Below are 20237 nucleotides of genomic sequence, written 5' to 3' on the forward strand. Positions count from 1 at the left end.
GGTTGCTCTACCACTGAGCTATTGCGGAACGTTGCTTGAATTTATCGAAGTAACGCTTTAAATTGTAACCGCAAACCAGAAACCTGTCAATCACTTTTTTAGAAAAGCTTTAATTTCGCGTGCCGTTTCTCGGCGACTTCTATAAGATAGCACGGTCCGAAAAGACCGTCAACACTTTTCCACAAAAAAAGTTGAGCAAAATGAAATCATTTTGCCCAACCCCGACTTTCTTCTTTATATGCTCGTCATGACTTCTTTGGTGCGAGCATCGTCAAGCTGATTCGACCTCGATTCGCATCGACTTGTTCGATCCAGACCGTCACGATATCTCCGACTGCGACGACGTCGAGCGGATGTTTCACGTATCGGTTGGACAGTTTCGATATATGGACGAGCCCATCTTGCTTCACGCCGATATCGACGAACGCCCCGAAGTCGATGACGTTTCGGACCGTTCCTTGAAACTCCATCCCAACTTGAAGGTCTTCTAGGTTCATGACATCCGTCCGAAGCAACGGCTTTTGAATGTCCTCACGCGGATCGCGTCCCGGTTTCGCGAGCGACTTCAAGATATCTTCAATTGTCGGCAATCCAGCATTCAACTTTTCACTGAGCGCACTCGCATCGACTGTCTTCAATCGGTCTCGCAACTCGGCCGTCCCGACTGCTTGCTTCGAAACACCGAGTTCCTTCAATAGAGAGAGTGTCAGTTTGTAACTCTCCGGGTGAATTTCGGTTTGGTCGAGTACGTCGCTTCCGTTCGTGATTCGCAAAAAGCCGGCAGCTTGCTCATACGCCTTGGCTCCAAGGCGTGGAACTTTTTTGATTTCTTTTCGCGTGTCGAATCGGCCGAACTCATCGCGATACGCCACGATATTTTTCGCCGTCGTCTTATTCAAGCCCGATACGTACGTCAAAAGCGATTCCGAGGCCCGGTTCACATCGACCCCAACCATATTGACGACACTCTCGACGACGAACTCGAGCGACGCCTTCAGTTTATTTTGACTGACGTCATGCTGATACTGACCGACCCCGACAGACTGCGGGTCGACTTTGACGAGTTCGGCCATCGCATCTTGAATCCGTCTCGCAATCGAGACAGCGGACCGCTCCTCGACTTTCAGCGCCGGAAATTCGGTACGGGCGACTTCTGAAGCCGAATAGACGCTCGCCCCGGCCTCATTGACGATCGCATACGCAATCTCACGCTCGGCTTTCTTCAACCAGTCGGCGACGAACTGCTCGGTTTCCCGTGACGCAGTCCCGTTTCCGATGACGATGACGGAAATCGGATATTTCTTCACGAGCGAGGCGAGCACTTTTTCCGAACCGGCCACGTCATGTTTCGGCGCTGTCGGATAGAAGACTCCGACTTCTTCGACTTTTCCGATCTCATTGACGACGGCCCATTTGCATCCCGTCCGATACGCCGGGTCGATCCCGAGGACGACGACTTCCCGGAGCGGCGGTTGCATGTACAGCTGCTTCAAGTTTTTGGCGAAGACGTCAATCGCCTGTTCTTCGGCCGTCTCGGTCAACTCACTGCGCATCTCGCGTTCAATCGCCGGGAATACTGACTTTTTATACGCCTCTTTGATGGCGACGGTGACGAGTTCACGTTTCTCGGCCGGGAGTCGTTCGAACGGACGCAGCGCCTGATTCATGAACGTCGTCTCGTCAAACACGAGTTTGACTTGAAGAACGTCCGTCCGCTCTCCACGGTTCAAGGCGAGGACACGGTGCGGGACAATCCCGGCGACTTTTTCCTCGTAGTCATAATACTGTGAAAAGACTTCTTTCTCATCTTCCGCCTGCTTTTTCTTTTGTGAACGAAGCAACGCTTCTTTCCGGACCCGGGCCCGGAGCGATTGACGAAGTGACGCCGTCTCGCCCCACTCTTCTCCAATGATTGCTTGGGCGAACGGCAGTGCCTCGTCGAGCGGCGTGTCCCCGGCGAGCTGTTGTGCGTCTTTCAACGAATAGGCGGACGGGTTGCGATACCAGTCGGCGAGCGGTTGCAACCCCTTCTCGCGGCCTTGCTCGGCTTTCGTCCGTCGCTTCGGTCGGTACGGCAAATAGATGTCGTCGACTTGTTGCAACGTCGTCGCGGCTTCGAGCGCGCGTGCGAGTTCCGGCGTCGCTTTCTCGAGCTCTTCTAATTTCGCGAGCACGTCGGACTTTCGTTTCTGCAAGCTCTCTTCATATTGAAGGGCGTCAAGAATCGATTTGATTTCGACTTCATCGAGGTTCCCCGTCATCTCCTTACGGTAACGGGCCATGAACGGGATCGTCGCGCCGTCAGCGGCGAGTTGTCTCACCGTCTCGACTTGACTTTCTTTTACTTGTAGCGTTTTCGCGACTTTCGTGATCATCTGAACCACTTCCTTTTCTAGTCTCTAGTTGAAGTGTAGCAAAGAGCAGACAACAAAAAAACGATGACTCCTCAGTCATCGCTAGAAAATACTTCATTGAGCGGCACTTTGATGGCTTCTCGCAACTTCTCGAGGGCACGACGCTGAAGGCGTGAAACGTGCATCTGCGAGATGCCGAGCAATTCGCCCGTCTCTTTTTGACTCATATTTTTGTAGTAGGCGCATTCTAAAATCGCCTGTTCTCGTTCGTTCAGCACGCTGAACGCTTTTTCGAGAATGAGTCGTTGGTCGACCGACTCGTAGCCCCGCTCTTGACTCCCGACGAGGTCGAGTAGCGTGACCGTGCTTCCTTCGTTATCCGCTTCGATCGAGCTATCGACTGAGAGCGCTTGATAACTCTTACCCATCTCGAGCGTTTCGAGAATCTCTTCATCGGATACGCCGAGATAATCGGCAATCTCATCGATGCGCGGTGAACGTTGAAGCTCGGTCGTCAACTCTTCGACCGTCTTCTTAATCTTCGGCCCGAGTTCCTTGATGCGACGTGGTACGTGAACGCTCCACGTCTTGTCCCGGATGAATCGCTTGATTTCACCGATGATGGTCGGGACGGCGAACGATTCAAAACTGCGTCCGAATTCCGGGTCGAAACGACGGAGCGCCGCGAGCAGTCCGATCATCCCGACTTGGACGAGGTCATCATGGATGGCCCGGCCCCGGGAGAACTTGCGCGCGAGTGCTTCGACGAGGTCCGAGTAGCGATTGATTAAGAGCATCTGGACTTCCTCGTTTTGGTCGTCCTGTTGATAGCGTTCAATCCACTCTAATACTTCATCATCACTGTGATGGCGTTGTTGAGATTTTGCTGGCACTCTGATCCACCTCGTCCCTGTTAAGGAGTTTCGTCATCGTCACTTTGACACCATTGTCTTTGTTGATCGAGACGTCGTCCATTAACGCTTCAATAAGGAACAGACCGAGTCCTCCTTCGTGAAGCGATTCGATTTCAGCCGTCTCTTCGACCGGCGCCGCTTGGCGTTTCACATCGTCAGCAAACGTCTTGCCCGAATCTTCAATCGTCATTTCTAAACGATCCGTGTGAACGCCGCACGTGAGTTTCACTTCACCTTCTTGATCGTCATATGCATGTTGGACAGCATTGCCGCAAGCTTCCGAGACCGCGATTTTGATGTCTTCGATCTCGTCGTACGTATATCCCATACGATTCGCGATTCCTGACACGACTAAACGGACCACACCGACATATTCCGGTTTGGCCGGGAACGTCATCACCGTCTGTTCGATGTTACTCATTGCGTGCCACCTCTTACGTTCGTGTTAATCGAGAGCAATTTGTGAAGGCCTGTCAATTCAAAGAGACGATTGACGCGGTCGGTCACACCGACGAGCGACAACTCTTTCTCGTTGCGTGTTGCTATTTTAAGGGCGCCGACGAATACGCCGAGACCTGTTGAGTCCATATAATCCACTTCATCCAAATGAACGACGACGTTTTGCTCCGTAATCGCCGGATGCAATACTTCCTTCAGTTTGGGAGCGGTATATGTATCCACTTCTCCGGATACGTAAAGGTGTAATTGATCTCCAATGACTTGCTCGCGAATCGCTAAATCCATCGTTATTCCCTCCTAAAGTTGCGTACAGAAAAATTGAGTACGATTAAAAATAATTCCCGTATTTCATAATCTTAAACCTATATTTTAATTTTTTTTGAAAAAAAACCGATACCCATGTACCGGTTCTGTTCATATGTAAGCTAGAGAGGGATTAATCCCATACTAATCTCTAGCGCTCTGTCCACTTTGTGCATCGTCTCATCATCAAGGTGCGTGACCTTGTCTGTCAGACGACGTTTATCAATCGTTCGAATCTGTTCAAGCAAAATCACTGAGTCTCGTTCGAGTCCGTGTTTGACTTGATATACTTCCACATGAGTCGGCAGTTTTGCTTTTTGGATCTGAGCCGTAATCGCAGCGACAATGACGGTCGGGCTAAAGCGATTGCCGATATCGTTTTGAATGACGAGGACCGGGCGAACTCCACCTTGCTCTGAACCGACTACGGGCGACAGATTCGCATAAAACACGTCACCACGCTTTACGATCACTCCGCTCACACCCCGCTTACTTGACGTAAGAGAGCATGTTCGGCTTCCGTCTCAATCATCAGCATCTCTTCTGCCATATTCAAATTAAACGCGGCCATCTCTTGATAGCCTCTCGCCAATTCTTCACGCAGTGTTTGTTGTCGATCAGCAATTTCTTTGGACAAGTACGTCACTACATCGTTCAATGACAATGATTCACGATCTTTCATCGAAATCGGACCCCCATGCTGCGAGAACCGATCTGGAACGGACGCCAATGCACCCGCTGTTCGCTGTTTCAACATCTTACACCTCCAGAATCGTTTCAATGGACTGGCGGAATGTTTTTCCCGCGTTCTTTATCAATATAACACGCGAGTTTGGGAAAATATAGAGGATTCGAGAAAGAATTCAGATAATTTCACACGTTTTCTGATTCACACATAGTGTCTCGGCAGTCGTCCGGTCAACTGACAGACGACCTCATAGTTAATCGTCTCCAAATGCGCCGCCAATTCGTCAATCGGCACCGGACCGCCGACGAGCGTCACGTCGGTACCGACCGGGAATGCTCGCGGCAGTTTAATCATGAAACGGTCCATGCATACCCGCCCGACAATCGGACACCGGTTGCCATTGACGTCGACTGCGAAGCCGCCCGCCTTTCGAATCCAACCGTCCGCATAACCGACCGGCACCGTACCGATCCACTCATCTTCTGTCGTCGTGTACGTCGCCCCATAACTGATCGTCTGCCCGGCCTCGAGCCGTTTCACTTGCATGAGCTTACTCTTCAGCGTGAACGCCGGCCGCAAAAAGGAGTAGAATGACGCCATCTCGCTTGACGGGTAGAGTCCGTAGATGGCGATGCCGACACGGACAAGGTTATACGGCACGTCTTCACCAGCCATCCGAATCGCCCCGGCCGAGTTCGACGTATGGATGTACTTGAAGCGTGAACCGAGTCCGTCCATTAAACGATCGAAACGGACTTGTTGCTCGTGATAAAGCGCGCTATCCGGTTCATCGGCCGTCGCAAAATGTGTATAGATGCCTTCGATGACGAAACGGTCATCGGCCACCTCAAGGAGCGCGTCAAGTTCTTCTCGCGTCCGAAGACCGAGCCGGCCCATGCCGGTGTCCACTTTCACATGGACGGTGAGCGGTCGTTCACCAAGATGCGCTTTCGCTTCCTCGAACCATTCCGCCGAGAACACCGAGAGGATGACGTCATGTTTCGCCGCGACGCCCGCATATTCCGGGAACTGGGCTTCCATGACGAGGATCGGTGCGTCGATACCGGCCTCACGAAGCTCAATCGCTTCTTCAAGCAAGGCCACCCCGAGCATCGTCGCCCCGTTCTCGAGCGCGATCGTCGCGACCTCGACGGCACCGTGCCCGTACGCGTTCGCTTTGACGACCGCCATCAATTGTTGTGGGATGCGACGCTTAATCTCGCTCACGTTATGCGCAATCGCTGCCCGGTCAATTTCAATTTTACTTGGACGATACATCGGAATCCTCCTCTTCAATGATGACTTGGGCCACGGCGTATTGTTCACTATGGCTAATGCTGACATGAATCCGTCCCGGCGACGGTGCCGTCATGACTGGCCGTCCCGTCTCGTCGGGCAACACTTCAATCTGTTGCCATGACAATCCACGGGCGATGCCCGTTCCGACCGCTTTGGCGTAAGCCTCTTTCGCGGCGAAGCGGCCGGCAACGAACTCGATGCGGCGTTGTTCCGGGTAGTTCGACGCGAGTCCACGTTCCGCCTCGGTCAAGAGCCGTTCCATGAACCCCGGCTTCTGTATCGAGCGAGCAATGCGCTCGAGTTCGACGAGGTCGATGCCGATTCCTACAATCACAGGATACTCGCTCCTTTCCTTTTCCACTCGTTTCCTTATACAATTAAGGAAAGAGGTGATGCTATGTTTAGTCGTACTGAGAATGTTCAAACGTTCATCCGAGCATACCCGCTCGTAACGCTGTTCATTGTAATCCAACTAGTCGTGTTTGTCATCGATTCTTTGATGCCGGGACTTCAGATCGTCGCACGGGGCGGATCGTTCCACCTCGCGCTCGCAGATGGGCAGTGGTACCGTCTCCTGACGGCAAACTTTATCCATCTAGGACTTGGCCACTTGCTGTTCAACTCGTTCGCGCTCATCATCTTCGGCCCAGCGATGGAACGCATGGTCGGGCATGTGCGGTTCGCGCTGTTTTATCTCGTCGCTGGCGCGCTCGCCAACCTACTCACGTACTTTACCGTGAGCCAACTGTTCTATCTTCAGGCCGGTGCCTCGGGCGCGATCTTAGCGATCCTCGGTTTCTACGTATTCATCGGACGTTTCCGTCGGACGCTCATCTACAGCCAAGACGCGCGACTCGTCTACATCTTCGTCGCCATCAGTGCCGTCTTCACGTTAATCGGTTCGAACGTCTCGCTCTGGGGGCACGTGTACGGATTCCTCGCCGGATTCCTGCTCGCCTATCCGTTGTCGCGCTATACGGTGCCGTATTCACGGCCGCTCCGTTACGGGAAGTACAAGCCGCGCAAGTACGTACCGCCCATCATTCATACGGGTGAAGGGAAATGGATCTTTTACGTGATTATCGGACTCGCCGTCTTCGGCCTGTTCGCACGATTCTTATGACAAAAGGAGCTTCGCCAGTCGTCGGCGAAGCTCCTTTTCGTTAGGCGAGCAATGTAATCATCAGTGCTTTTTGGGCATGGAGCCGGTTCTCGGCTTGGTCGAAGACGAGCGACTGCGGGCCGTCCATCACGTCCGCCGTCACTTCTTCACCGCGATGAGCCGGCAGACAGTGTAGGAAAATCGCTTCGTCCCGTGCCGACGCCATCAACGTTTCGTCCACTTGGAACGAGGCGAAATGGGCGAGGCGCGTTTCCGCCTCCGCTTCTTGCCCCATGCTGGCGAACACGTCCGTATAGACGACATGTGCGCCCACCGTCGCTTCGGCCGGGTCGCCGTAGAGTGTGACGCTGCCGCCGGTCGTCTCGGCTAGCGCGACGGCCTGATTGTAAATCGTCTCGTCGACCGTATAACCGTCCGGCGAGGCGACGCGGATATGCATTCCGCTCAAGGCACCGCCAAGCATGAGCGAGTGGGCCATGTTGTTCCCGTCACCGATGTACGTCAACACTTTCCCTTGGCGCGTCCCGAACGTCTCCTCAATCGTCAAGAGGTCGGCGAGCACTTGGCACGGATGATGCGTGTCCGTCAACCCGTTGATGATTGGAATCGAGCCCGCCGTCGCGAGCGTCTCGACCGTTTCATGGGCGTACGTCCGAATCATGAGTGCGTCGACGTAGCGGCTCATCACTCGAATCGTATCCGTGATCGGTTCACCGCGTCCGATTTGAAGGTCGCTCCCGCTCAAGAAGAGCGGGTAGCCGCCAAGCTCGACGACCCCGACCTCGAACGAAATGCGCGTGCGCGTGGACGCCTTCTCAAACAATAAGGCGACCTTCTTACCGGCAAGCGCCGTCCCATACGCGTCCGGATGTCGTTTCACGTCGATCGCCAAGCGAATGAGTTCATCTAAATCCGTTGGTGTCAATTCCTCGAGCGTCAACATGTGTTTGAACGTCTTTGTCGTCATAACGGTAATTCCTCCTTTGTGTGCGCCTGTAACGGACGGACCGGCACTGGTGTCGTGTCGACCGTCGCTTGATAGTAACGGGCGAGGTGTTGCTCCGAGATGACGTGGACGCCGTTTCGGACGGCCGCCTCCCGTATCACTTGTTCAGCCGGTACGTGCGAGAAGAGGACGGCGACGTGTTGGAAGTCAATCGTCGCGTCGAGCGGTACCTCGCCGAACGTCTCCCACCCTTCCCCATACACGATTTGTGGTCGCGCCATGACCCGGGTCGTCGTCGCATCGTAACAGAACCGTTCGGCAACGACGGGGATTGGACTGAATTGAAGCGTCTCCCCTGTCGAGCGCATGATCGGTCCTGTGAGCGGGTCGACACCTGGCAGCTTCAAACTTGAGAAAATCGGCGTCTTCACCGCATAACCGGTCAGTTGTTTCCGTTCGACCGGTAAGACGCCTTTAAGCGAATGGCCGAGCGCGGCGCGTGTCGCCCATTCGATGAGCGGTTCACCAGTCACTTTGCTGACAATCGGGACGGTCCGTGACGCCCGCGGGTTGATTTCAAGCACGTAAATCGTGTCGTCTTTTAAGACGAACTGGATGTTGAGCGCCCCGCGATATGTGAGTGCCTGACCGATTCGTTTCGTGATCGTGTCAATCTGTCGTTGGTGTGCCTCGGACGTCTCGACCGGCGGCATGACCATCGTCGAGTCCCCGGAATGAACCCCAGCCGCCTCGATTTGTTCCAAGATGGCCGGCACGTAGACGGTCTGCCCGTCCGTCACGCAGTCGACCTCAAGTTCGCGCCCGGCGACGTAGAGGTCGATGAGGAGCGGATAAGCGAGGTCTGGACTGATTCGGGCAAGGTCCGCCTCGGATTGCAAGATGTGCATCCCTTTCCCACCGATGACGTAAGACGGCCGGACGACGCACGGGAAGCCAATCCGGTCGACCGCTTCATAGAGAGCAGCGGTAGTCCCGACTTCTTCTCCCGGGATGTGCGCGACGTCAATCTCGTCAAGAAACGCATAAAAGCGGTCCCGGTCTTCCATTTGGTCGATGACGGCAGCCGAGGCGCCGAGCAAGCGATATCCAGCCGCCTCCAGACCGTGCGCGAGCGCGATGCCCGTCTGACCGCCGAACTGGATTAAGACGTCACGACACCCTTCTGCCTCGAGGACGTGTGTGACGTCTTCTAGCGTGAGCGGCTCGACATACAACCGGTCAGCGACCGTGAAGTCGGTCGAGACCGTCTCCGGGTTGTTGTTGATCATGATGGCCTCGATACCTTGCTGTTGAAGTGCCCGGACGGCATGGACCGAACTGTAGTCGAACTCGATGCCTTGGCCGATGCGTATCGGACCGGCCCCGATGACGGCGACTTTCCGCGTCTGACTCGCCTTCACTTCCGTCTTTCCGTGCCACGTCCCGTAGAAGTAAGGGGTCGTACTCTCGAACTCGGCCGCGCATGTGTCGACCATGTGATAGACCGGTCGGATGCCGAACGTCGCACGCAGCTCCTTGACGTCTCCCATTGTTATGCCTGAGATGGCGGCGATTTGTGCATCGGTGAACCCGAGCCGCTTTGCCTGTGACATGTTCGACTCCGTCAAAAAATCGGTGGATTTTGTCATCGTGACGAGCGTCTCGAGCATCGCCATGAAGTGCGGCGCGATGCCCGTCTTGTCCTCGAGTTCACTGCGCGAGGCGAGACCGCGGTCGATGAGCGCGAGACAGGCGTGCAGGCGACGGTCGGTCGGGGCGAGTACTTCCTGCCACAGTTCATTCGCATCGGCTCGCTTCATCCATGTCGGATAGAGCGGGGCCTGCTCGATCCCGGCACCACGCCACGCTTTTTGAAGCGCCTCTTCAAGTGTCTTCCCCATCGCCATGCTCTCACCCGTCGCTTTCATCTGGGGACCGAGGGCGCGGTCTGCCCCTTTGAACAAGTCGAATGGGAAGCACGGCACTTTCGCCGTCACATAGTCAAGCGTCGGCTCGAAACTAGCCATCGTGCCGTTCGTCACCGGGTTCACGCAATCATCCAACCCTTCGCCGAGCGCGAGACGCGTCGCGATCTTCGCAATCGGATAGCCGGTCGCTTTCGAGGCGAGGGCCGAACTCCGCGACACGCGCGGGTTGACCTCGATGACGTAGTAAGTCGGTTCAGTCGGATGAACGGCAAACTGGATGTTGCAGCCACCGACGACGCCGAGACTCGAGACGATCCGAAGCGCTGCACTCCGTAACGTCTGGTGCATCGTATCCGATAGCGTCTGTGCCGGAGCAAAGACGACCGAGTCGCCCGTATGCACCCCGACCGGGTCGATGTTTTCCATGTTGCAGACGATGATGCACGTCCCTTTCTCGTCACGCATCACTTCGTACTCGAACTCTTTGAAGCCGGCGATACTCTTTTCGACGAGACATTGCGAGATCGGGCTCGCCTCAAGTCCGCGCCGCGCCATCTCATAGGCGTCCGAGACGGTCGTCGCGATGCCACCTCCCGTCCCCCCAAGGGTGAACGCCGGACGGACGATGAGCGGGACTCCAGCTGTTTGGATGAACGCATCGAGCTCGTCGAGCGTCTCGATCGTCGTACTCACCGGGAGCGGTTCCCCGAGTTCATGCATCTTCTGCTTGAAGCGTTCCCGGTCTTCGCCGTCACGGATCGTCTCGAGCGACGTCCCGAGCAGGGCGATGCCGTGCTTTTCGAGCACCCCGGCCTCATCGAGCGCGAGCGCCAAATTGAGCGCAGTCTGTCCACCGACGGTCGCGAGTAGGTGTGTCGGCTGTTCGGCTTCGATAATCATCTCGGCCTTTTCGAGCGTCATCGCCTCGATATACGTCTTGTCGGCCATACCCGGGTCGGTCATGATCGTCGCCGGGTTCGAGTTGAACAAGACGACCTCGCATCCCGCTTCCCGAAGCGCCTGACACGCTTGCGTACCTGAATAATCGAACTCGGCCGCTTGCCCGATGATAATCGGACCGGAGCCGATGACGAGCACTTTCTTATGCATATACGTTCACCCCTTGTTGAATCATTTCATCGAATTGATCGAATAACGCCTGCGCCTCTTTCGGTCCCGGGCTTGCTTCTGGATGGAACTGCGCCGTCAAAATCGGTGCCGTCGGATGTGTCGTCCCCTCTACGGACAAGTCGTTCACGTTCTCGAACAACAGCTCGAGCGGTGTCCGTTCGAGACTGTCGCGCGTGACGACGTACCCATGGTTTTGTGACGTCATCCACACCTCGCCCGTTTGGACGTTTCGTACCGGATGGTTTGAACCCCGGTGCCCGTACGTCTGCTTCTCAATCGATGCCCCGAACGAGAGTGCGATGAGTTGATGTCCCATACAAATCCCAAGCGTCGGATAGCGAAGCGCCACCTCGCGGACCGTCTCAATCCGGTCCATCAAATCACGCGGGTCGCCCGGTCCGTTCGAGACGAGCACCCCGTCCGGTTTCAAACGATGAATCGCTTCCGCCGGCGTATCGTATGGTACGGTCGTGACGCCATAGCCGCGTGCGAGCATCGCCTCGACCATCGACGACTTCACCCCGAAGTCGAGACAGACGATGTGTCCTTTTTGATTCGTTCCGAGTTGGACCGGCTTCGCGGTCGTGACCGTCTCCGTGATTTGTAAGAAGTCGCCTTCGACTTGCCCGTTCGAATTCATCGCCAGGAGCCCCCACTGATCACCTTCCTGGCGGAGCGTATGGACGAGCGTGCGCGTATCAATTCCAGACAAGACGGGAATTCCCGCTTGTTCCAACCAGTCTTTTAACTCGTTTGACTGTCCGTTTCCTGTGAGCGTCTGGACGATTACGCCAGCGACTTGGATATCCACACTTTCAGACGCACCGGCCTCGAGACCATATTGTCCGATGAGCGGATACGTGAAGACGATGACTTGTCCGGCGTACGATGGGTCCGTCAACACTTCTTGATACCCGGTCATCCCGGTGAAAAAGACGACTTCCCCTTTACCGAGCCGGGCACTCGTCTCCCATGTCCCGTGAAACGTCATCCCGTTTTGTAACGTCAATGTCCCGTTCATTGCACCATCTCCTTTGTGACGACCTGTTCGATGATGGCGAGCGCCTCATCGATTTCTTGTTGACTGACGAAAAGTGACGGCAAGAACCGAATCACATCCGGTCCGGCTGCGACGACGAGGAGCCCTGCATCCCGTAGTCGATTGATCAAATCGGCCACTGGTTTTGTTGCGACGAGTCCGAGCATGAGCCCGAGTCCGCGCACGTCAATGAACGTGTCCCCATCGACGAAACGCTCAAGACCCGACTTGAAGTATGCGCCCATCGCTTGGACGTGAGCCAGCGCCGCATCCTCGAATAACACATCGAGCGTCGCCTCGGCCGCGGCCATGGCGAGCGGATTGCCGCCAAACGTCGACCCGTGGCTACCGGCTTCAAATACGGCTTCTGCCCCAGGTGCCGTTACGAGCGCACCGACAGGAAAACCGCTCCCGAGCCCTTTCGCGAGAGTCACGACGTCCGGCTTGAGCGGAGTCTGTTCGAACGCGTATCGGGTGCCGGTTCGGGCGATCCCGGTCTGCACCTCATCGATCACCACTTTGACCCCATGTTCATCCGCTTTCGCTTGCAATGCCGCGAACCATGCGACGTCACCGACGACGACGCCACCTTCCCCTTGGACGACTTCGAGCCAGACGGCCGCCGTCTCGTCATCGATGAAGTCGAGTGCCGCGCTGTCGTTGAACGGTGCATGGACGAAGTCCGGCACCATCGGCCCGAAACCGGCCTTCACTTTGTCTTGCCCGGTCGCCCCGAGCATCGCGAACGTCCGGCCGTGAAACGATTTCGTGAACGAGACGATTTTCGTCTTGCCCGTCCATTTCCGAATCAGCTTGAACGCCGCCTCGTTCGCCTCTGTCCCGCTGTTACAGAAGAAGGCGCGCGTCAAATGTGTACCGGCGACGAGTTTCTCCGCCACACGTTCCTGCCCGCTAATCGCATATAGATTGGACGTATGCCAAACGTTGCCAAGCTGTGCCTCGATCTTTTCAAGGACGGCAGGATGGCGATGTCCGGTGTTACAGACGGCGATGCCCATGACGAAATCGAGGTACTGTTTCCCCGTCGTGTCCGTCACGTACGATCCGTCTGCCTGTTTAATCTCAATGGCTCGTTGCCCATATGTGGGAAGTAGTGCGCTCATCATGTCCCTCCTTTAGTTGTGTCCCGGTTGCTGTCGGGTCGTTCCCGTCTCGAATGATGGCAAGCGCCACCCCCCCGTCTAGTGCGGAGCGGAGCGCCTCTGTCTTTGGAATCATGCCCCCGTATATTGCTCCCGACTCAATCGCCTGTTGCATCGCATCGACGGTCAGCGTCTGTTGAACCGTACCGTTGATTCGAATACCCGGCACGTCGGTGATCATCTCGAAGTGATCGGCTTTAAGCGCACAGGCGACGGCGACAGCACAATCGTCCCCGTTACAGTTCAGGGCGCCGTTTGTTCCGAACAGAATCGACGTCACGACCGGCACGTAGTGGTTTTGAACGAGTAGCTCAATCAACGACACATCAACGGTCTCGACTTCACCGACGGCCCCGAGTTCTTTGATTTGACGCCCAGTGAGCATCCGTCCGTCGACACCCGATAATCCGACCGCATTCATATCAGACCGACCGAGCGCCGTCACGATTTCCGTTTGCATCTCCCCCGCGAGGACACGTGTCGCCCCGGTCAACACGTCCTCCGTTGTCACGCGACGTCCGTTTTGAAAGACGGGCTTGATTTGTTGGCTCTCACAGTAAGCCGACAATCTCGGTCCCCCACCGTGAAGTAAGATGAGTTCATTTCCGGCTTCAACCCATTCTTTCCACTCTGTAAAGTAGTCGTGATGAAGCGTGTCCCAGACGCTCCCACCGAGCTTGACGACTTTCCGCTCGCTCATGTCCGATAACTCGCATTGATTTTGACGTAATCGTACGTGAGGTCGCAGCCATAGGCGCTGCCCGTTCCCGTTCCGTCGTTCAAATCGATCCGGATTGCGACGACGTCTTGTCCCATCTCCGCCGAGGCGAGTGTCTCGTCGAACCAGACCGGCACACTTTTCGATAAGACAAGTTGAGAGCCGATCTGGATGTCGACCCGACCGACGTCAATCGGTTCTTTCGTCGCCCCGACGGCCGCGATGATACGTCCCCAGTTCGCATCTTTGCCATAGACCGCTGTCTTCACAAGCGAGGATCCGACGACCTGTTTCGCGATGATGCGGGCCGTCTCGTCCGTCTTCGCCCCGACGACGTTGACTTCAATTAGCGTCGTCGCACCTTCCCCGTCACGTGCGATTTGTTTGGCGAGGTCCGTGCAAACGTCCGTCAACGCTTTTGTGAATTGATGATACGCGTCCGTTCCCGCCTTGATTTCTTCTGTGTCGGAAGCGCCGCTCGCCATGACGAGCACCATGTCATTCGTCGAACTGTCCCCGTCGACGGTGATGTTATTGAACGAGGCGTCAACGCTTTGTTTCAGTGCGACGTGTAACAATTCTGGCGCGATGACGGCATCGGTTGTCACGAACCCGAGCATCGTCGCCATGTTCGGATGAATCATACCGGAGCCTTTGGCGACCCCGGCGACCGTCACGAACGTATCGCCATCCGCGTAACGGACCCCGGTCGTCTTCACTCCGGTGTCTGTCGTTAAAATTGCTTCAGCGAACGCCCCGGCCTGTGCCGCATCCGGCTCAGGCGTCAACAATTCGATTCCGGCTAAAAGCGTGTCCATCGGCAACAGTTGCCCGATGACCCCAGTCGAAGCGATCGCGACTTCATCAGCTTCAATCCCTAAATGCGCGGCTGCTTTCGCTCGCATCGCATAGGCGTCCGTCAATCCTTGGTCGCCGGTGCAGGCGTTCGCGTTCCCGCTGTTGACGAGGACGGCGCGAATCTTTCCGTTTGATGCTTGTAGCGTCTGTTTCGTCACTTGAATCGGCGCCGCTTGAAATTGATTGGTCGTGTAGACGGCCGCCGCGCTCGCTAGTTGTTCACAGACGAGCAGCGCCAAGTCTTTGCGTTTTCGTTTCAATCCGGCATGTACGCCTGTCGCGTGAAACCCTTTCGGTGAGACGAGACTCACCGGTGGACTCATCGTTAAATCTGTCATGTCATCCCTCCTATATGTATTGTGGTTGGGTGCTTAGCCCGAGCGCTTCATTGAATCCGAACCGGACGTTGACGTTTTGAATCGCCTGTCCGGCTGCCCCTTTTTGCATGTTGTCGATGACCGAGACGATGGTGAGCCGTCCGGTCCGGTCGTCTTTATACACCCAGAGATCACAATAGTTCGACCCGACGGCCGTCCGAATCTCAGGCTCCCCTTGTTGCACGCGAATGAACGGCTCTTGTCTGTACGCACGACTCAATAGATCAATCCATTCCGTTTCCGTCTGATCAATCGTCGGGACGACATGCATCGTCGCCATGATGCCGCGGTTGATTGGTAAGAGGTGCGTGGAAAGCGAGACGGTCGCCTCAACGCCTGTCATTTGGTGAATCGTCTGTTCAATCTCTGGGATGTGTTGATGCGTGTGAATCTTGTATAGCTGTACGTTCTCATTCGAGCGAGCGTGATGCGTCTTCGTGCTCAAAGCTTTGCCGGCACCGGTGATGCCCGAGCAGGCCGAGACGATCACCTCGTCCGGCTCAATCAATCCGTCTGTCAGAAACGGCAGGAGACCGAGCGACACGGCCGTCGCGTAACAGCCAGGGTTTGAGATCCATCTCGCCGTCCGCACGGATTCACGGTTCCATTCCGTCAACCCGTAAACGGCCTTCGCCTGTGTGTCGGCATGGACAGGCGCTTTGCCGTACCACGTCGCGTACACCTCACCCGTAAGGCGCAAGTCACCGCTCAAGTCGACGACGACGCCTTCGAACGCGTCCAGCTGTTCAATGTATCGAGCCGACACCCCGCTCGGCGTCGCGAGGAACAAGACGTCAAGCTGGTTCAACTTCTCCGGTTTGAACGGTTCGAGCGTCAACGCGCCCGTCTCCATCCACGGATACAAGTCAGAGAGGCGCAGCCCCGCACTCGAGTCGCTCATCACGCACGTCACTTGTAAGCGCGGATGCGCCGAAATCAATTTCAATAGTTCCATGCCGGCGTATCCCGTCACACCGACGATTCCACACGTGATCATCTGTCGTACCTCCTCAAAAGAATAATCCGATTAAACCATACGCATATTTATACTGTCAATTGTATTTTTATACAAAGTGTACAAAGCGATGTGGAATCGGTCGAATGACGAATAGTTTTTTCACGTTAGGGGAATGGAAAAATTATGCGAAACATAGAGGAGGAATTTGTTGATGAAACGTTTGAAATGGACACTACCGATCACGGCATCACTCTTTTTGATTACAGGATGCGGCTCGTCTGACGAAGTCACGAACCAACCGAGTGACGCACCGGTCGAAGACGAGGCGAATACGGAGAACAACTCCATGTATACGTTCGACAAGTTCGAACTTGAAGTCGACTATGCGGACGTTGATGACGCCATCAAAGTCGATTATGAGGTTGAGAACAATTCGACCGAGGCTTCGTATGAACGGAAAGAGGATGACCAGAACTTGCGCGGGGACGAAGCGATGCAAGAACTCGATCCGGTCTTCGGTCAATTGAACTTCGACCAAGACACACCGGACGAGGAAGTGTTGAATCAAATCAAGGCAGCGTTTAACATCGCGGACGATGCTGAAAAAATCGAGGCGGACGTCACGTTCACGGACGGAACCGAGAAAGAATATAAGCAAGAATAACAAATGGCCAAGCGGAGTCCGCTTGGCCATTTGTATTAGAGTTGGTTTTTGTGACGTGCCTCTTGAAGCGCGTCCATCAAATCTTTTACGTCTTCCACGAGGTTTTGGATTGTGTCTTGGTTCTCTTCATAGAGCGCCTTCAAATCCATGACGCGGTCTTTCAAGCTACCTTTCGGTGACGCTTGCAAGCCGACCGAATGCGCTTGTGTCGATGTGTCCGCTGACTTCACGCGTGATTTTAAGCCTTTCAACTGACGAACTTGTTGCTCGCGTGTCTCGCGATGGAGAAGTGACGCACCTGCTCCGATGATGGCTCCAGCGGCCATACCCATCCAAAAGTAGTTCTTGTTCATTAAAAATCCTCCCCTAACGTGACGTTATCTTTTATTATAGGTTATCCGCTTCCGTGACGACATAGTGTTTTATGATCGGACCTGCACCTTTTTGTTCGACGGCATCTTTCAGCCATTCTTGAAATAGGACATAGTCTGTCGAGTCACGGAACTTGTTGCCGGCCTCGGCGAATTGGATGAGCACGATGCCGTGATTGTCGTCCGGGTCGACGCCGAGACGATACGCCGTGAAGCCATCGTGCCCGGCCCCAAGACGTGATTTTTCAGTCAACAGACGATGAAACAAGAGCGAGCGTGCATTCGAGTCGACGGGGACGTTCGCATAGACAATATTCCCTTTCGACGCGAATTGTCCTTCCGCTTCTTCGATGCGGAACGTCTTTCCGCTTTGGAACGGAGACTTGTCCCCTTCCGCGAGTAAAATCGTCTCATTGCCGCTCGCGACGAGCACGTCCGGGTTTTCCCGGAACCGGTCGGCGACGCTACCAGAGGCGAACGTCATATACAGGTTAGACAAGTTCCTCACACCCTTTCGCGAGCATGATGTCTTTCTCCGTGATGCCCCCTTCGTCGTGCGTCGACACGGTGAGCGTGACGTTGCGATACTCGATTAAGATGTTCGGATGATGATTGAGCGACTCGGCCAAGTCGGCGACGAGGTGCACGAATTGAATCGCCTCCGGGAACGTGTCGAGACGATACGTCTTCTGGAGTTCCCCTTCGACGACGTCCCACCCGTTCAAGCGCGACAATTGTTCCGATAGTTCGGTAGATGACAACAGCATCGGTCCATTCCCCTTTCGCTTACAGTTCTACTTACACCTACTACCCGACACAGGCGAAAAATAATCTTTTTCGCATCATGCAAAATGATTTAGAATAAGAAGGATAGCCAACTATTTTGCACTTGAGAGGAGACCTCCTATGCGCGCATTGATCGTCATTGACTACACGTTCGATTTTATCGCAGACACGGGTCGTTTGACTTGTGGAAAACCCGGGCAAGATATAGAAGAACGAATCGTTCAGTTGATCGAGGCGTTTTCGCCCGAAGATTACGTCGTCATCGCGAACGATGTGCACGACGCCGGTGACACGTATCACCCGGAAACGACACTCTTCCCGCCCCACAACATCCGCGGAACAGAAGGGCGCGACCTATACGGCGCCGTCAAAAAAGCAGCTGAACAGGCCGACCATTGGATCGATAAGACGCGATACAGCGCCTTCGCCGGGACCGACCTCGACCTTCGTCTACGGGAACGAGGCATCACCGAAATCCATCTCGTCGGTGTGTGTACCGACATTTGCGTCTTGCATACAGCGGTAGACGCCTACAACCTCGGCTACAAGATGGTCATCCACGCGGACGCCGTCCAAAGCTTCAACCCGATCGGCCATGAATGGGCGCTCGAACATTTTGTCACGACACTCGGAGCGACCGTTACCGGGAAGTGACACGAAATCAGAAAGGAATTCACTATGTTACATCGGAATTTAGCGCTTCACACGGACCTGTACCTCCCACGTTGGATGTACATCTACTGGAAACAAGGACGTCACAATGAAAAAGTCGTCTTCGATTTATACTATCGCTCGAACCCGTTCAGCGGCGGCTACGTCGTCTTTGCCGGGTTACAAAACATCGTCCACTACTTGGAGAACGTCTCGTTCACCGAGGAAGACATCACTTATTTGAAAGAGCAGCTCGACTTCGAGGACGAGTTCGCGGACGTACTGCGTAACTTCAAATTCACGGGCTCACTCTACAGCGTCCGTGAAGGGGAGATTATCTTCCCGCACGAACAAGTCGTCCGAATCGAGTCGACCATCTTTGAGGCGAAACTGTTCCAGACGGCGTTCTTGAACATCGCCAACCATGAATCGCTCATCGCGACGAAATACGCCCGGATTCGCCAAGCGGCACCGAACGAGACGTTGCTCGAAGGCGGCGCTCGCCGTGCCCAAGGAGTCGACGCCGCGTATTATGGCACACGGGCCGCATATATCGCCGGGTTTGACGTGACGAGTCTCGTTTCGGCCGGCCGTGATTTCGATGTACCGACCGGCGGGACGATGGAACATGCCGATATCCAATTCCACGACGATGAATTGACGGCGTTCCGCTCGTTCGCCTCGATGTACCCGGACAATACGAGCCTGTTGATTGACACGTACGACACGCTCAAGTCGGGACTCCCGAACGCGATTACCGTCGCGAAAGAACTCGAGGCAAACGGATACCGCTTGAAATCGGTCCGCCTCGACTCCGGTGACTTGGCCTACTTGTCGAAACGGGCCCGGAAGGCACTCAACGAAGCGGGTCTTGACTACGTCAAAATCGTCGTCTCCGGCGACCTGGACGAATACGTCATCCAAGACTTGCGGATGCAAGGGGCTGAGGCCGACACGTTCCTCGTCGGGACGCGTGGCATCACCGCCTATGAGCAACCGGCCCTCGGCATGGTGTATAAACTCGTCGCCCGTGAAGACAAAGACGGCACGTTGAAGCCGGTCATCAAAGTGTCCTCTTCGAAAGTGAAGACGACGACCCCACACAAGAAAGAACTGTATCGCATCATCGACAACGAGACGAAGAAATTCAAAGGTGACTATATCGCCTTGTCGGATGAGCCGGTCGAGACGTATTCCGAGATCGACCTCATCGACGTGCGCGACCCGGCGTTCAAAATCAAAACACGCAACTTCAGCGTCAAGCGCTTGCTCGAACCGATCTTCTTAGACGGCGAGCGCGTCTATACGCTCCCGAGCGCGAAAGAGATTCGCGACTATCACCGTGAGCAGATGAACGGCTTATGGGAAGAGTACAAGCGACTCCGTCTGCCGGAAGTGTATTCGGTGACGTTCAGCAAACCGTTATGGGATTTGAAACTCGAGATGATTCGCCAGACGCGAATCCCGAAATAAAAGAAGAGGCTGGGACATAACTAGCCAGTTCTAA

The 20237-nt window shown here is 55.1% G+C and carries 22 protein-coding genes; 4 read left to right on the forward strand and 18 right to left on the reverse strand.

Features of this window, described 5'->3' with window-relative positions; all coding sequences use genetic code 11:
* Positions 1–245 precede the first annotated feature (245 nt).
* From RT52_RS17690 to acpS, 8 genes are all read right to left on the reverse strand, one after another.
* On the reverse strand, positions 246–2375 hold the full coding sequence (locus tag RT52_RS17690; RefSeq protein ID WP_034814269.1) for a Tex family protein: 2130 nt from the start codon (positions 2373–2375) through the stop codon (positions 246–248).
* 71 nt (positions 2376–2446) lie between these two features.
* A complete protein-coding gene (gene sigB, locus RT52_RS17695) occupies positions 2447–3247 on the reverse strand; it encodes an RNA polymerase sigma factor SigB (RefSeq protein ID WP_034814271.1) in 801 nt (266 codons plus the stop codon).
* Positions 3213–3689, reverse strand: coding sequence for an anti-sigma B factor RsbW (gene rsbW, locus RT52_RS17700; RefSeq protein ID WP_034814273.1), 477 nt, complete (start codon positions 3687–3689; stop codon positions 3213–3215). Before rsbW ends, sigB begins: the two co-directional genes overlap by 35 nt.
* A complete protein-coding gene (locus tag RT52_RS17705; protein WP_034808704.1) occupies positions 3686–4012 on the reverse strand; it encodes an STAS domain-containing protein in 327 nt (108 codons plus the stop codon). The genes rsbW and RT52_RS17705 overlap by 4 nt, the downstream gene beginning before the upstream one ends.
* Before the next feature lie 140 nt (positions 4013–4152).
* The gene (locus tag RT52_RS17710; protein ID WP_016510516.1) at positions 4153–4503 is read right to left on the reverse strand and encodes a type II toxin-antitoxin system PemK/MazF family toxin; all 351 of its coding nucleotides are present in this window, start codon (positions 4501–4503) and stop codon (positions 4153–4155) included.
* Between the two features lie 5 nt (positions 4504–4508).
* Entirely contained in the window at positions 4509–4787 is a 279-nt protein-coding gene (locus tag RT52_RS17715; RefSeq protein WP_034780874.1) for a hypothetical protein, read from the reverse strand.
* Positions 4788–4919: 132 nt separating this feature from the next.
* Complete coding sequence (alr, locus tag RT52_RS17720; RefSeq protein WP_034814275.1) at positions 4920–5996, reverse strand: alanine racemase; 1077 nt, start codon at positions 5994–5996, stop codon at positions 4920–4922.
* Positions 5980–6351 carry a holo-ACP synthase gene (gene acpS, locus RT52_RS17725; protein WP_034814276.1) on the reverse strand — a complete coding sequence of 124 codons (372 nt, stop codon included), beginning with the start codon at positions 6349–6351 and terminating at the stop codon, positions 5980–5982. Before acpS ends, alr begins: the two co-directional genes overlap by 17 nt.
* Positions 6352–6414: 63 nt before the next feature.
* Here acpS and RT52_RS17730 point away from each other — a divergent pair, with 63 nt between their 5' ends.
* Positions 6415–7140, forward strand: coding sequence for a rhomboid family intramembrane serine protease (locus RT52_RS17730; RefSeq protein WP_034808713.1), 726 nt, complete (start codon positions 6415–6417; stop codon positions 7138–7140).
* A gap of 40 nt (positions 7141–7180) precedes the next feature.
* Here the strand turns inward: RT52_RS17730 and argF are convergent, their stop codons facing one another.
* Genes argF through argC form a run of 7 tightly spaced genes read right to left on the reverse strand, consistent with a single transcriptional unit; the run spans position 7181 to position 16297 of the window.
* The gene (gene argF, locus RT52_RS17735; protein WP_034814278.1) at positions 7181–8107 is read right to left on the reverse strand and encodes an ornithine carbamoyltransferase; all 927 of its coding nucleotides are present in this window, start codon (positions 8105–8107) and stop codon (positions 7181–7183) included.
* The gene (gene carB / locus RT52_RS17740) at positions 8104–11124 is read right to left on the reverse strand and encodes a carbamoyl-phosphate synthase (glutamine-hydrolyzing) large subunit (RefSeq protein ID WP_034814279.1); all 3021 of its coding nucleotides are present in this window, start codon (positions 11122–11124) and stop codon (positions 8104–8106) included. The genes argF and carB overlap by 4 nt, the downstream gene beginning before the upstream one ends.
* Positions 11117–12166 carry a carbamoyl phosphate synthase small subunit gene (locus tag RT52_RS17745; protein WP_034814281.1) on the reverse strand — a complete coding sequence of 350 codons (1050 nt, stop codon included), beginning with the start codon at positions 12164–12166 and terminating at the stop codon, positions 11117–11119. Before RT52_RS17745 ends, carB begins: the two co-directional genes overlap by 8 nt.
* Positions 12163–13308, reverse strand: a complete 1146-nt coding sequence (locus tag RT52_RS17750) for an acetylornithine transaminase (protein ID WP_034814283.1) — start codon at positions 13306–13308, stop codon at positions 12163–12165. The genes RT52_RS17745 and RT52_RS17750 overlap by 4 nt, the downstream gene beginning before the upstream one ends.
* Positions 13268–14047 (reverse strand): acetylglutamate kinase, encoded by a 780-nt coding sequence (gene argB, locus RT52_RS17755; RefSeq protein WP_034814285.1) that lies wholly within the window; start codon positions 14045–14047, stop codon positions 13268–13270. Before argB ends, RT52_RS17750 begins: the two co-directional genes overlap by 41 nt.
* Positions 14044–15261 (reverse strand): bifunctional glutamate N-acetyltransferase/amino-acid acetyltransferase ArgJ, encoded by a 1218-nt coding sequence (gene argJ, locus RT52_RS17760; RefSeq protein WP_034814287.1) that lies wholly within the window; start codon positions 15259–15261, stop codon positions 14044–14046. Before argJ ends, argB begins: the two co-directional genes overlap by 4 nt.
* Positions 15262–15271: 10 nt before the next feature.
* Positions 15272–16297 carry an N-acetyl-gamma-glutamyl-phosphate reductase gene (argC, locus tag RT52_RS17765; protein WP_034814289.1) on the reverse strand — a complete coding sequence of 342 codons (1026 nt, stop codon included), beginning with the start codon at positions 16295–16297 and terminating at the stop codon, positions 15272–15274.
* A 172-nt stretch (positions 16298–16469) separates the two neighbouring features.
* Here argC and RT52_RS17770 point away from each other — a divergent pair, with 172 nt between their 5' ends.
* Positions 16470–16922, forward strand: a complete 453-nt coding sequence (locus tag RT52_RS17770; protein WP_051690219.1) for a YusW family protein — start codon at positions 16470–16472, stop codon at positions 16920–16922.
* A 35-nt stretch (positions 16923–16957) separates the two neighbouring features.
* Here RT52_RS17770 and RT52_RS17775 read toward each other — a convergent pair whose 3' ends face one another.
* From RT52_RS17775 to RT52_RS17785, 3 genes are read right to left on the reverse strand one after another with little or no spacing between them, the layout of a single operon-like run.
* A complete protein-coding gene (locus RT52_RS17775; RefSeq protein ID WP_034809073.1) occupies positions 16958–17275 on the reverse strand; it encodes a hypothetical protein in 318 nt (105 codons plus the stop codon).
* A 34-nt stretch (positions 17276–17309) separates the two neighbouring features.
* Positions 17310–17792 (reverse strand): hypothetical protein, encoded by a 483-nt coding sequence (locus RT52_RS17780; protein WP_245175433.1) that lies wholly within the window; start codon positions 17790–17792, stop codon positions 17310–17312.
* On the reverse strand, positions 17785–18060 hold the full coding sequence (locus RT52_RS17785) for a 4a-hydroxytetrahydrobiopterin dehydratase (protein WP_034814293.1): 276 nt from the start codon (positions 18058–18060) through the stop codon (positions 17785–17787). The genes RT52_RS17780 and RT52_RS17785 overlap by 8 nt, the downstream gene beginning before the upstream one ends.
* A gap of 139 nt (positions 18061–18199) precedes the next feature.
* On the opposite strand from RT52_RS17785, the gene RT52_RS17790 reads away from it, so the two are divergent.
* Together RT52_RS17790 and RT52_RS17795 are read left to right on the forward strand one after the other, a co-directional pair.
* Positions 18200–18733, forward strand: coding sequence for a cysteine hydrolase family protein (locus RT52_RS17790; RefSeq protein ID WP_034814295.1), 534 nt, complete (start codon positions 18200–18202; stop codon positions 18731–18733).
* Positions 18734–18757: 24 nt separating this feature from the next.
* On the forward strand, positions 18758–20203 hold the full coding sequence (locus tag RT52_RS17795) for a nicotinate phosphoribosyltransferase (RefSeq protein WP_034809062.1): 1446 nt from the start codon (positions 18758–18760) through the stop codon (positions 20201–20203).
* Positions 20204–20237 lie beyond the last annotated feature (34 nt).

It is taken from the genome of Exiguobacterium alkaliphilum 12/1 (assembly GCF_000714435.1).
GTDB classification, from domain to species: Bacteria; Bacillota; Bacilli; order Exiguobacteriales; family Exiguobacteriaceae; genus Exiguobacterium; species Exiguobacterium alkaliphilum.